Annotated in this window: 12 protein-coding genes; 4 read left to right on the forward strand and 8 right to left on the reverse strand. The window is 46.9% G+C overall.

Going from position 1 to position 12,530, the window contains the following annotated elements; genetic code table 11:
* Positions 1-15: 15 nt before the first annotated feature.
* Positions 16-1,503, reverse strand: a complete 1,488-nt coding sequence (locus KE626_RS15800) for a lipopolysaccharide biosynthesis protein (protein WP_211973890.1) — start codon at positions 1,501-1,503, stop codon at positions 16-18.
* Between the two features lie 89 nt (positions 1,504-1,592).
* On the opposite strand from KE626_RS15800, the gene KE626_RS15805 reads away from it, so the two are divergent.
* Together KE626_RS15805 and KE626_RS15810 are read left to right on the forward strand one after the other, a co-directional pair.
* Positions 1,593-2,531: a magnesium transporter CorA family protein gene (locus tag KE626_RS15805; RefSeq protein WP_211973891.1), complete on the forward strand. Its 939-nt coding sequence runs from the start codon at positions 1,593-1,595 to the stop codon at positions 2,529-2,531.
* A gap of 18 nt (positions 2,532-2,549) precedes the next feature.
* Positions 2,550-3,002 carry an NUDIX domain-containing protein gene (locus tag KE626_RS15810; RefSeq protein ID WP_211973892.1) on the forward strand — a complete coding sequence of 151 codons (453 nt, stop codon included), beginning with the start codon at positions 2,550-2,552 and terminating at the stop codon, positions 3,000-3,002.
* Positions 3,003-3,216: 214 nt separating this feature from the next.
* On the opposite strand, the gene KE626_RS15815 is transcribed toward KE626_RS15810, so the two are convergent.
* Complete coding sequence (locus KE626_RS15815; protein WP_211973893.1) at positions 3,217-4,023, reverse strand: queuosine precursor transporter; 807 nt, start codon at positions 4,021-4,023, stop codon at positions 3,217-3,219.
* Between the two features lie 37 nt (positions 4,024-4,060).
* Here KE626_RS15815 and KE626_RS34880 point away from each other — a divergent pair, with 37 nt between their 5' ends.
* The gene (locus KE626_RS34880; RefSeq protein ID WP_283093158.1) at positions 4,061-4,192 is read left to right on the forward strand and encodes a hypothetical protein; all 132 of its coding nucleotides are present in this window, start codon (positions 4,061-4,063) and stop codon (positions 4,190-4,192) included.
* A gap of 175 nt (positions 4,193-4,367) precedes the next feature.
* On the forward strand, positions 4,368-6,857 hold the full coding sequence (locus KE626_RS15820) for a YfhO family protein (protein WP_211973894.1): 2,490 nt from the start codon (positions 4,368-4,370) through the stop codon (positions 6,855-6,857).
* A 237-nt stretch (positions 6,858-7,094) separates the two neighbouring features.
* On the opposite strand, the gene KE626_RS15825 is transcribed toward KE626_RS15820, so the two are convergent.
* The 6 genes from KE626_RS15825 to KE626_RS15850 all read right to left on the reverse strand — a co-directional run bounded on the left by KE626_RS15825 (position 7,095) and on the right by KE626_RS15850 (position 12,510).
* The gene (locus tag KE626_RS15825; RefSeq protein ID WP_211973895.1) at positions 7,095-7,850 is read right to left on the reverse strand and encodes a glycosyltransferase family 2 protein; all 756 of its coding nucleotides are present in this window, start codon (positions 7,848-7,850) and stop codon (positions 7,095-7,097) included.
* An 8-nt stretch (positions 7,851-7,858) separates the two neighbouring features.
* Positions 7,859-9,100 carry a glycosyltransferase gene (locus KE626_RS35070; RefSeq protein ID WP_211973896.1) on the reverse strand — a complete coding sequence of 414 codons (1,242 nt, stop codon included), beginning with the start codon at positions 9,098-9,100 and terminating at the stop codon, positions 7,859-7,861.
* Positions 9,101-9,103: 3 nt separating this feature from the next.
* Entirely contained in the window at positions 9,104-10,102 is a 999-nt protein-coding gene (locus KE626_RS15835) for a polysaccharide deacetylase family protein (protein WP_211973897.1), read from the reverse strand.
* Between the two features lie 24 nt (positions 10,103-10,126).
* Positions 10,127-10,819 (reverse strand): methyltransferase domain-containing protein, encoded by a 693-nt coding sequence (locus tag KE626_RS15840; protein ID WP_211973898.1) that lies wholly within the window; start codon positions 10,817-10,819, stop codon positions 10,127-10,129.
* Positions 10,812-11,771, reverse strand: a complete 960-nt coding sequence (locus KE626_RS15845; RefSeq protein ID WP_211973899.1) for a hypothetical protein — start codon at positions 11,769-11,771, stop codon at positions 10,812-10,814. The genes KE626_RS15840 and KE626_RS15845 overlap by 8 nt, the downstream gene beginning before the upstream one ends.
* A 67-nt stretch (positions 11,772-11,838) precedes the next feature.
* Complete coding sequence (locus KE626_RS15850) at positions 11,839-12,510, reverse strand: C40 family peptidase (RefSeq protein WP_211973900.1); 672 nt, start codon at positions 12,508-12,510, stop codon at positions 11,839-11,841.
* Positions 12,511-12,530 lie beyond the last annotated feature (20 nt).

Here is a 12,530-nt window from a genome sequence, read left to right on the forward strand (position 1 = left end):
TTTATTTATAACAGGCTATTTTCTTCCTCTTAACTTATTAATCGTCGTATATACCGTACTGTTAATATCGTCCGACACCCTGAACACCAGTATCAGCGAAACAAATATCGCAGCGAACAACGCACCTCTGACAGCAATATCAAAGATCGGGTGTATCATAAACGGCAGCCACATAGTGCCGAAATAAGCTACCAGCGCCACTCCTATCGCCTTCACCGTATCCCGTGTAAATGGCTGTAAGCCAAACTTTATCCAGATAAACAGGTACCGGAGTAAATTAAACACGAAGATGGAAATCAACTCCGCATAACCAGACCCTATCATTCCATAGTCATGGATCAGGAAGTAGTTCAACGGGAAAGATAATGCCAGCAACACAACAGAACTATATAAATCATAACGCCAGAAACGCGAAGTAGCCAGCACCTGGCTGTTCAACCCCGTTCCCATATCGATCACCCTCGCTAAACCCAGGTATAATAACACATATTTTCCCTGGCTGTAACCCTCCGGCAACAACCGGAAAAAACTATCAATGTTCAGCCAGATGATCAGAAAAATAAACAACCCGTAAACTAACTGCAGCAACGACGACTTCGTATACACCTCATCTATCTTCTTCATATCCCGTTCCTTCCAGGCCTGTGCCAGTACCGGCAAACCAATGGCGGAAATGCTGCGCTGCGGAATCAATATCAGCATGGACACATAGGTAACAACCACAAGATAGGCTACATCCCCGAGCCCTTTGGTACTGGCCAGGATAAGCGGCGCTATATTCTTCGCCAGCAACGAAAACAAGGTGGCGCCCAGCAGTGACAAGGAGTACGTAGCCATCCTCCCGGACAACCGGCGCGTAACCCGGCTCACTCTAAACGTAAAGTGCAGGTAGTGATGCTTACGCAGGTATACCAGCAACGCCACCAACAGCACCCCATATAAAAGAGAAAACAACCAGAAGAAAGTATCGAGACTGATCCATTTAAAATAATAGATCACCATTAATAGGGTAGTGAGTAAACGCAGTAACACCTCCTTCAGAAAATTAGGGAATACCGACAGATGCCGGGAACCGCTGTAACTCTCCAGAACGCCGAACAACGCAAATAAGAAAACATTAGGATATAAGAGGTAGAAATAATCGATAAACAAGCGTGAGTTCTCAATATAGGCATTGATTATCATACCCTTAAAAAAGAAAGTACCCGTCACAAACAAGGCAAACCCCACTACCGTAGCCAGCAGCGCCCAGGTTAACATATCGTTATCTTTATCCTTCAGGTGGCCGGAATAATAAGGGAAAAACCGGCTGATGGTAGGCACCGAACTCAGGGTACAGATGGGCACCATGATCATGGCAATTTCCGGTAACAGGCGGGTCAGCGCAAACTGCTCATCCCCGAATATATGGGGAAACAGGAAAACAATATTAATACCTCCTACCGCAAACCCCAGGTAAATCAGTATTGTTGAATTAATGCTCTGTTGCTTTATTACGCCCATTTATATATAAATAAAATTATCTATCCCTTGATGTGCAATATTACACCAAATGCAAACAGGATTCAACATTTTAACTACCTTTGCGCCCGATGATCCAGTATTTCACAAATATAGATTCCAAAACTGTAGAAATAAAACAGCCGGATAACGGTGTCTGGGTAAATATTACCCCTCCCCTTAAACAGGCTGAATTTGAACAGTTATCCGAGGAATTGGGCGTTCCCCTCGACTTCCTCACGGATTCCCTGGATATTGACGAAAAGGCAAGGTATGAGCTGGAAGACAATGTAAAACTCATTGTACTGAAAACGCCTACCGAAAACAATTCGATCAACGAAAGTGAAGCCTTCTATATCACGATCCCGATTGTGATAATCCTGACCCACCACCAGATCATTACCGTGAATTCCTTTGATAACACCGCTATCAAAAAGTTCCTGAATACTTTTCATAACCGCTCTCCCGAAAAAAGGAATATGATGGTGCTGAAAATATTCGAGAAGGTAGTCATCAACTTCCTGGATTACCTGAAAGAAATCAACCAGCGCAGAAATATGCTGGAAGCCAAGCTCTACGACTCCAACCGGAACGAAGAGCTGTTGGGTATTATGCGGATCCAGAAAAGCCTGGTATATTTTGTAACCGCCCTGCGCAGTAACGAACTCCTGCTCATGAAGCTGGAACGTACCAATTTCCTCGGACTCAATGAAGATGAAAAGGAATTCCTGCAGGATCTGATCGTAGATACCTCGCAGGCGCTGGAAATGGCCAACGTATATACCAATATCCTCAGCAGTACCATGGATGCCTTTGCCAGCATCATTTCCAATAACCTCAACGTGGTGATGAAGCGGCTTACCTCTATCACCATCATCCTTACCTTTCCCATGCTGGTGGCCAGCATCTATGGCATGAACGTAGATATTCCCTATCAGCATACCATGCACGCTTTTTATATACCGGTCATTCTTTCCATCGCCATTTCTGTGGTGATCAGCTGGTATTTTATGAAGAAGAAATGGTTCTAACCCTATCAACACAATAATATGCAAACTGGATTTAACGTAAGAGTATACGGTATCATGATCAACGACCAGCAACAGGTGCTGGTAAGCGATGAGTATATCCGTGGGGGTTATTATACCAAATTCCCCGGCGGCGGACTTGAATTCGGGGAAGGTACCCTGGAATGTATTGTAAGAGAATGGCAGGAAGAACTGGGACAGGATGTAAAAGTAGTGGAGCATATCTATACCACCGACTTCTTCCAGATCTCCGCTTTTGACAACGAAACACAGATTATTTCCATCTACTACCTCGTTACACCTGCCTCTCCTTTCACTGCCAACGTAGGCGCTACCCCGTTTGATTTTACCATACCCGAAGGCGCAGAAGAAGTAGAGCGGGCCCGCTGGATAGACTGGAACGAATTTTCAGCCGAAGCGGTTACTTTACCGATCGATAAAGTCGTAGCAGATATCATCAAAGATAAATATTAGGAGCGGAGAGGGAGCGCCTTCGGCGCTTGTCTTTGGGCAGGATTTAGATGATTAAGATGATTATTGTGATTTTATTTCTTTTTTTGAAAGATGATTTCTTTCATGTGAAGCATTCAGCAACAGGATAAAGATATAGATCAGAAAAAGGTGAAATCATAATAATCATCTAAATCCTGCCCAAAGACAAGCGCCGAAGGCGCTCAATAGTCGCGCTTTACTCATTCGTCACCGGTTCTTCGAACGGATGCTCTTTCCCCATGGCAGCAGCCTTCATTTTCTTAGCGGTATCATGTCCCAGGTAACGGTCTACCCGGTGTTCCAGTAAATAGATCAACGGCGTGAGCACTACTGCCAATACAAATTTATAGCTGTAGTTCACCATACAGATAGCCAGCACCCGCTGCCAGCTCCAGTTATTACCCAATTTAAACGCAATGTACAATACAATAAAACTGTCGACCAGCTGCGATACCACGGTAGATCCCGTAGCCCTCAGCCATACATGCTTTTCACCGGTGCGTTTCTTAATCCGGTGAAATACGGTCACATCTACAATCTGGCTCACCAGGAAAGCCGTTAAGCTACCCAGGATGATCCACATGCCCTGCCCGAATATGCTGGTGAAAGCCGTTTGCATATCAGGTACGCCATCTGCGGCCTTGCTGCCTATCCACCATCCGTCTGCCGGCACGCTCATGGCTACCAGGAACATAATAAAGGCATAGGAAATCAGCGCCACCGCTATATACGAAATACGACGCACCGCTTTGGGACCGAAGTATTCATTCACAATATCCGTCATCACAAACTCAAGCGGCCATAACAATACCCCTGCCGTAAGCGTGTAAGACAACCCGCTTTCTCCAAACAGGGAAAAGGTATGTACCGGCAGCCCCAGTAATTTTTCGAGGGAAAACAACTTACCGCCTATGCATTCTGCAATCAGCGCGTTGGCCACAAAAAAACTGGTGAAGATCACAAACAGTTTTGTGGGCTTATCGTTTAAAAGATTCCTGATCATTTAATAATTAACTATAAGTTGAAATATAAAAATGGCAATGTTGAGTAAATATAACCAGGGCGGTAAAGATGACCATTGTATTTTTTTTAACAACAGCAACACACCCGTCAGCACACAAACCAACCCATTCAAAGGGAAAGCAATCCCCACACCCAATACCAGCACATGATTGACCACCGTATCCAATGAATGGTCATATACCGTAATACGCAGGATTTCACTGATGAGAAAGCACAGATTGCATATAAATGCAAATTTTAAGAGGAACCGGATCCAGCGCATATTGAAATTTCGGATAAATTACAGTTATTTTTGTTTCTTTAAAACTAAATCCAAAATATCCGATGAAGCAAAACTGGCTAAAAGCCATTCTTCCGCATCTTGCAGCAATAGGTATCTTCCTGCTGCTCGCAGTGATGTATTGTTCTCCCGTCCTGGAAGGCAAAGTTGTTAACCAGGCCGACATGAAGAATGTGGAGGGAATGGCGAAAGAGGCAAAGGACTATTACGAAGCAACCGGTGAACGTCCCCTATGGACCAACAGCATGTTCTCGGGCATGCCCTCCTATGTGATATATACCGGTCCGGGTACCAATAAAATGGGGTATATGAACTGGGTTATCACCCTGAAAACCCCCTTCCCTATTAATATGTTGTTCCTGGCCATGATGAGCATGTACCTGCTCTTATGCATCCTCGACTTTAAATACTGGATCCGCGTAATGGGCGCCATCGCCTTTGCCTTTTGCTCGTACAACGTGATCATCATCGATGTGGGCCACGTCACCAAAATGTTCGACATCGCCCTGATGCCTGCTGTACTGGCCGGTATCATCCTTACCTACCGTGGTAAACTGCTGACCGGCGCCGCCTTAACCGCATTGGCTACCGGGATGCTCATCTACAATAACCACCTGCAAATCATCTATTATACACTGATTATGGTGGCCTGCCTGGCTGTTGGCGCTTTTGTTCATGCCCTTCGGGAGAAACAACTGCCACAGTTCTTTAAAGCCTCCGGTCTGCTGGCCATCGCCGGCGCCCTTGCCGTACTCACGTCTATGGACAGCCTGCTGATGCTCCGCGAGTATACCGACTATACCATGCGCGGCAGCAAATCTGAGCTGACCCTGGATCAGGGCGATGTGGCGCAAAAGAAATCAACAGGTCTCGATATCGAATACGCATACGACTGGAGCTATGGCAAAGCAGAATCAGGCACACTCCTGATCCCAGGCTATGCAGGTAATTCCTCCGGCCAGAAACTAAGCACCACTTCCCACTTTGCAGAGCAAATGCAAAGTCTCGGCGTACCCGCGGCACAGGTAGAACAGTTCCTCGATCAGCAGAAACTTCCATTATACTATGGCGCACAGTCAAAAGGCACTTCGGGCCCGGTATATGTGGGCGCTATTATCTGCTTCCTTTTCGTATTATCATTACTGTTAGTAAAGAGCTGGCACAAATGGTGGCTGATTGCCGTAACCGTTGTTGGATTTATACTGGCATGGGGAAAGAACCTGGCTTTCATCAACGACTTCCTGTTCTATCACCTCCCCTTATATAATAAGTTCCGCGCGCCGGCACAGGCGCTGGTACTGCCTTCCCTCACCTTTGTAGTACTCGGATGCTGGGGCCTGCAGGAAGTAGCCGATGGCAAACATACCAAAGCGGAACTGCTGAAAAAACTGAAACAAGCCCTGCTGATCACCGGAGGCGCCATCATCGGCTTTATCCTGATCACCAACTTCTTTGTAGGCTTCAGCAGCGCCAGCGATGCCAATATGATCTCCTATTTTGCACAGGCCATGGGTGGCGAAGAAAACGCCAAACTCCTGATCCGCGCACTGGAAAAAGACCGCAGCAGCTTATTGCTGAAAGACAGCTTCCGCTCCGCGATATTCATCGCCATCGCCGCCGCCGCCATCTGGGCATTCCTGGAAAACAAAATGAAATGGCAGGTAGCTGCATTGGTGATCACCGCAGCGGTAGCGATCGACTTGCTGCAGGTAGACAGAAACTACCTCAACAGCGAGAGCTTCGTGGATGACATGAGCTATATGCAGGCGATGCAGCCCTCTCCGGCCGATCAACAGATCAAACAGGATCCTGATCCGTATTACCGCGTATTCAATCTTACCACCGCGCCGTTCGACGATGCCTCTCCTTCCTATTTCCACAAAAACATCGGCGGTTACAGCCCTGCCAAATTGTGGATCTACCAGGATCTCATCACCCACCAGATCTCCAAACAAAATATGCACGTGCTGAATATGCTCAACACGAAATATTTTATTGTTCCTGATCAAAAAAGCGGACAACCTATTGCACAACGTAACCCGGATGCTTATGGCAACGCATGGTTTGTAAAAGATATCATCTGGGCGCCCGATGCCAATACGGAAATGAAAACGCTGGACTACCTGAATACCCGCGACTCTGCTGTGATCGACAAACGTTTCACACAACAGCTGGGCAATTTCAAAACACACGCCGATAGCGCTGCCGTGATCAAACTCACCAAATACGGGCCCAATAAACTGGAATACACCACGCACAACACACAGGATGGCTTCGGCGTATTCTCTGAAATATACTACCCTGCCGGCTGGAAAGCATTCATCGACGGGCAGCCAGCAGACATCATCCGTACCGACTATGCGCTGCGCGGATTGAAAATTCCTGCAGGCGACCACAAAGTTGAAATGCGGTTTGAACCGACTACCGTCTTCACCGGTTTGAAGATTGCAGGCATCTCTTCTACCCTGTTATTATTACTGGTGGTAGTGATTTTCGGATGGGCATTTTATAAGGAGTTAGCTGGTAGCCGTTAGCTATTAGCAAAATGCAGCGGAGGGGAGCGCCTTCGGCGCTTGTCTTCGCCCAGGATTAATATGATTGTGATGATTAAACTGATTATATTTCTTTTTTGAAAGATGATTACCTTCTGCTGAAAGCATTAGCCAGCAGGATAAAGATATCAATTTGAAAAAGCTAAAATCAGTATAATCATCACAATCATACTAATCCTGGGCAAAGACAAGCGCCGAAGGCGCTCCCCTCCGCTTTACTCAATATCGTTTCGAAAAAATATACCGCAACCCGATAAACAAATGATGCGCAAAATTGGGAATATGCCCATAGTACCGGCTCAATATCTTATACCGCTCTTTCCACGCCAGCTGCTGATGTTGCTTGGAGGTGCCTCCTACCCTGAACCGGGCCACCACCTGCCGGCTATTACAGATATTACGGGATGCTTTCAGGGTACGGATCATCCAGTCTATATCTGCACAAACCTTATATTGCAAATCGTACAACGGGCTCAGACTGCGACGGATAATATACGCCTGATGCGATACCACCATACCATGTTTTAAGCTCTTCCAGGTAAGCTGATCCGGCACTTTATGCGGAGTTTGTTCGGAACGTAACCCTATGTCCACGCCATTTTCATCCATAAACATAGCTTCGCCGTAATATACATCGGCATCGGCGCATGCCGCCAACATTTTACTGACCACCTCCTTATCTGCCAGTACATCGTCCGCATTCAGGAACAACAGGTATTCGCCTGTTGCCAGTTGCATTCCTTTGTTCATGGCATCATACAAGCCTTTGTCCTTTTCAGAGATCACGGTGGCAATACGCGAACGGTACTTTTCAATCACTTCCATGGTATTGTCCCTGGAAGCGCCATCCACAATAATGTATTCAATATGCGGATATGTTTGCGCCAGCACACTCTGGATAGTGCTTTCAATAAATTTGCCGGCGTTGAAACATACCGTGATAATGCTCAATACCGGAAACGAGGGTTTGTTCATTTAATTATTTATAGTGGTTCCTTTACCACGGATTGAAACAATTCATAGTATTGCCGGGCTACTACCTGCATGCCAAAATGCTGTTCTATATAGGTTCTGGCTGTTTTCCCAAATTGCCGGCAGGCAGCCGGATCGTTTAACAACGATAATGTAAGTGAAGCAAACTGTTGCTGGTTGCCCGGGGAAATCACATACCCCGTTTCTCCATGCTTTACAATTTCCCGGCAGCCACCTACATCAAAAGTAATGCAGGCCGTTTCACAACTGCCTGCTTCTATTAATACATTCGGCAAATTATCTGCCTTAGTAGGATAAAAGAAAATATCGCCGGCGCTGTAACACTGCATCATCTTCATGGTGTCGCTCACATAGCCGGTATACACGCACTGCAGGTGTTTGAAGGTACCCGGCAGCCGGTCCTTTCCTATCATCAGCAAATGCACGGGGCGGTCCAGCTGTTCATCCAGCAAATGCAGGATCTTCAGCAGTTCTGCGCCGCCTTTAAACTCAGAATTAAAGAGGCGTTCAGATACAAAGGTGATCACCTGCGCATCTGCCGGCAAGCCCAATGCCTGCCTCGAGGCCGCTTTATCCTGTGGCCGGAAATAATCCGTGTCAATAGGGTTGGGAATATGAAACAGTGGTTCTTCTCTTGTCAACGGACTTTCCAGGGTCATATTGTACAGCCATTCCGATGGTGATACAATATGCAGATCGCTGGCTGCATACAGCCGCTGCTTTCTTTTCATCAGGTAATTTCCATTGGGCAGGCCCATCGCGGGCGAATGTTTATGCTCCGATTTGCCCGCTCTGCCGGCTTTCCAGCTGTTGTCGCCAAAGGTATGCGCTGCGTTGCCGGTCAACGCCCACATATCATGCAGCGTCCATACAATAGGGGCTACAGCAGACAACCGCGGCAATAACGACGCATCAAAATAACCGCCGTGAATATTATGAAGACTAATCACATCGGGCTGAAACGCACGCGCCGCACGCATAATAGCCGGTGATGAAAATGGAAAATAGAGATATTGTAATCCTACCCGGTTGCTGAGCACATTGAGTCCCCTTTCTATCACATTACGCACCATCCCCGGACGGGTAGGCGTTGCCGCCGCCGATGCTGTATGCGTACCCACCAGGAAATGATTCTCTGTATGGTAATACGCCGCCAGCCCTTCCGCTATCCGTTGCGCAGCAATTGCCGCACCTCCGCTGTTCTCATATTTATTGATAAAAAGTATCTTCACCCGCTAGTATTTAAAGAACTGTTGCATATGGCTGCGAAATTCATCAAGAGGCCAGTCACGCACCAGGATACGGGGCAACGCAAAAGGATTGCTCCAGGAATGCACCTGCCCGTGGTAATTGGCGCATACCAGCTGTAACCCCAGCGCCTTACACACTTTTATACTGTCTGCATTGTAATAGCGTTTAGTACCCAGGAATTTACGACCGCCAAAAGGATAGGAAAAATGTACCTGGGGTGCGCTCAGCACGCCTTCCAGGATTTCTTTCGACATCCCTATTTCAGTATACTGCTCTTCGTACGACAGCATGCCCACTGCGGGATGCCGATGCGTATGACAACCAATCGCCGCATAGTCAGTATTTCCCATGGCCCTTAGCTCCTCCCAGGTCATCAACCGGTGCGAAGGCCGGCCTGTGGCGGTTTTCCCCGACCATTCATACAACTGCGCCATCGCCGATTCAATCACGGCCGGCTTACAGAAACGCAGCACCTGCTGTAACGCGTAGTATGTTTCCCGTATAGCCGTGAGCGTGCCCGTGGCATATTGCCAGGTTTGCCCGTCAATATTGATCGTTAAAGTCGGCGGCAGGTTACCGTCTGTCAGCAGCACACGTTCCAGGTCGTCCCACCACAATTCATACGACGTATTGATCTTTGAAGTAGTAATATAGAATAATGCCGGTACCTCATGCCGGGTCAGCAAAGGCAGGGCTTCGTGATAATTATCTGCATAGCCATCGTCAAATGTTACAAACACGGAACGCTCCGGAAATGCCTTTTTATTTTTTACGTGGTATAAAAAACGATCCGCATCCAATACATTGTAGTCGCTGGCCAGGTGGCCCATTTGTGCATTGAAGTTAGCAGGGGTAACAGACAGCTCTTGCGGATCCTGCTGCAGGGTGGTAACCCGGTGATAGAGTAAAACAACTGCCGGACGCTGCACCTTGTTGGCGACGTAGTGCAACACAGAAAATATTTTTTTACTTGCGTTTCCCATCAGATAATACTACATTTTACCACGTTACGCCTTTCTGGCACGCACGGCAATGATAATCGGATACACCGGATCATGATAATTCAATTCTTCCGGCAACAGTTCTTCCGCCGAAATCCCCTGCAGGATGGCCGTACAGGTGAGCACATTACCGTAAGAAATGATCTCAATATTTTCTTTCCCAAAAATTTCACCAAAAACTTTTTCGGCCGACTGAACAGTAAATCTCCAATAATCGCCCCAGCGCTGCTGATCATAAGCCGATATCTGCGTAGCACCGGCCAGCGTAGCCAGCAGCACGCCACCGGGTTTTAACAGGTGATGGGCGCCTTCAATGGCTGTTTTAAAATCGTAGATAAAGTTAAAGGTCTGTGTACAGATAAAACAATCAATTTTATCAGCAGGCAACGAAGCTTTATTTGTCAGATCTCCTACAATGGTCACATGGGCCCCGGGTTGCACATGCAATACCTCAAAACTGCTTACCTGTGCGCCATATTTTTTCGAATAACTGCTCTCTGCTATTTCCAGCACATGACCCCGTACATCGGCACGATAGGTATCCAGGAAAGCAGCAATATAATGCCGGTCAACCGGCGTGCCCCTGTCCCATCCAAAGGTAGTGGAAACGGGTTGCAGCTTTCTCAGGTTATTCCAGGAAACCGGTGAAATCACTTCCCGCTTCATTTTTCTGAATATATTCCGAACAAGTTTAAGCATGGCCAGTTATTTTTCTCCAGTATTTTTTGAGCCTGTTTTTTATTTTCGCTTGTATGGTCATTCCCGCATTTGCCCGGAGGAATTTCGCAAACACCCTTTCCATCGGCAGATTATTCTCTACCGGGATATCTTCTACCGGAACGGGTTGCTGGTATATTTCTGTATACAACCAATCTTCTTCCTTGAAATGATGGGTAGCCGCGGCCACGTTACCGTCATGTCTTACCAATGATTTCACCGGGTAAAGGGTGAGCATATCGTATAGATAAGCAGTAGCCCGCCAGCGAATAGCCCATGAACTTACTTTTCCGTGCTTATGCTGATGCAGCATCCGGAAAAAAGGATAAGCACCCCAGAAATCAAATGCTGCTTTTAAACCTTTGGCTTTAATCTGTTCGATTACTTTATCAGTATCCCGTTCAAACTTGCTCCAGGCACGGCTCCACGTTCCCCAGCCCAGGCTGCCCGGGTCATGCACCAAAAAGGTTGAGGGCTTGTAATTTGCCGGTATGGTAAACGGATACAGATAACCATGCACCGCCAATACCTTTTCAGCATGCTCATACCGGTGAAGGCCATCGTTCATATATTGCAGAAAGAAAGGAGACACCGTAAGATCATCTTCCAATACAATTACTTTTCCATGTTTACTGATCACTTCCGTAACACCATCAATCACCGATGTGGCCAAACCTTTGTTCTGCTCTGCTTCCAGCACAATCACCCGGCCACACCAGGGCTCCCGGTGTACAATTTCCCGCACCTGTTTCACCAGCTGCAACTGCTCAGTAGAAGCGCCGGCTTTAGGCCCGTCACAATAAACATACAGGGTACTCTCCTTCGCTTCCTTATTCCTGCTCAGATGCTGTAACGTGCTAAGCGTCAGAACCGGCCTGTTGTAAACAAATAGTACGATAGGAGCAAATTCCATGATGTGAAAAGTCCTGCGCAAGGCAGGTATTAAGTTAAAAGGGTAAAAATCGGATAAAATTAACAATAAAACAAATGTGTAGAAGCGGCTATAACCTGCCCCCTCCGGCAAAATACCGCTTCCAGTAAGGCTCTTTAAGATCGCTGATCATTACGCCTGCGCTGGTGGAGGCATGTACAAACTTGTCGTTCTCCAGGTAAATCCCTACGTGAGAAATACGTTTATGATGAATGCGGAAAAATACCAGGTCCCCTTCATGCAGATCTTTCACCGGCAATCTTTTTACCTGTGTATAAAGATCGGTGGAGTTACCGGAAAGTCCCAGCTGGAATACAGCATTCATCAGGGTATTCACGAATCCTGAGCAATCAATTCCATCTCTTGTTTTACCACCCAGGCGATAGGGCGTGCCCCACCACTCATCAATAAAACTATACAGCTTCTGATTCAATACATCTTCCACCGCAACATCGAGCAGTTGCGCGTATTTAAACTGCCAGCTTTGCGCATTCTCCAGGTTGGCACTACCCCTGGTGATATTTTTACTGATACCTATCTCTCTGCTACGATCATTACTATTGTTGCGGGGATGACGGTTGGTGGCAATGCCATCTATAAATTCCACCCGCCTGTTGTTGGCGGCAGCGGGTGCTGCAGTATTTTTTTTATTAGCAGTACCTTTCTTCAACGAAGCGCAGGAACTAAGTGACAATGCACAAATCGATAACTTCACAAATAGGTGTCCCTTTACTCTGATCATAAGCCTGGCTAAATTTTCGC

This window comes from Chitinophaga hostae (assembly GCF_018224885.1).
In the GTDB taxonomy this organism is placed as follows: domain Bacteria; phylum Bacteroidota; class Bacteroidia; order Chitinophagales; family Chitinophagaceae; genus Chitinophaga; species Chitinophaga hostae.

What these genes read in the sequence shown, in the direction of transcription:
- KE626_RS15800 (WP_211973890.1), bottom strand. Translation starts at nt 1,503, where the DNA reads ATGGGCGTAATAAAGCAACAGAGCATTAATTCAACAATACTGATTTAC.
- KE626_RS15805 (WP_211973891.1), top strand. Translation starts at nt 1,593, where the DNA reads ATGATCCAGTATTTCACAAATATAGATTCCAAAACTGTAGAAATAAAA.
- KE626_RS15810 (WP_211973892.1), top strand. Translation starts at nt 2,550, where the DNA reads ATGCAAACTGGATTTAACGTAAGAGTATACGGTATCATGATCAACGAC.
- KE626_RS15815 (WP_211973893.1), bottom strand. Translation starts at nt 4,023, where the DNA reads ATGATCAGGAATCTTTTAAACGATAAGCCCACAAAACTGTTTGTGATC.
- KE626_RS34880 (WP_283093158.1), top strand. Translation starts at nt 4,061, where the DNA reads ATGTTGAGTAAATATAACCAGGGCGGTAAAGATGACCATTGTATTTTT.
- KE626_RS15820 (WP_211973894.1), top strand. Translation starts at nt 4,368, where the DNA reads ATGAAGCAAAACTGGCTAAAAGCCATTCTTCCGCATCTTGCAGCAATA.
- KE626_RS15825 (WP_211973895.1), bottom strand. Translation starts at nt 7,850, where the DNA reads ATGAACAAACCCTCGTTTCCGGTATTGAGCATTATCACGGTATGTTTC.
- KE626_RS15835 (WP_211973897.1), bottom strand. Translation starts at nt 10,102, where the DNA reads ATGGGAAACGCAAGTAAAAAAATATTTTCTGTGTTGCACTACGTCGCC.
- KE626_RS15840 (WP_211973898.1), bottom strand. Translation starts at nt 10,819, where the DNA reads ATGCTTAAACTTGTTCGGAATATATTCAGAAAAATGAAGCGGGAAGTG.
- KE626_RS15850 (WP_211973900.1), bottom strand. Translation starts at nt 12,510, where the DNA reads ATGATCAGAGTAAAGGGACACCTATTTGTGAAGTTATCGATTTGTGCA.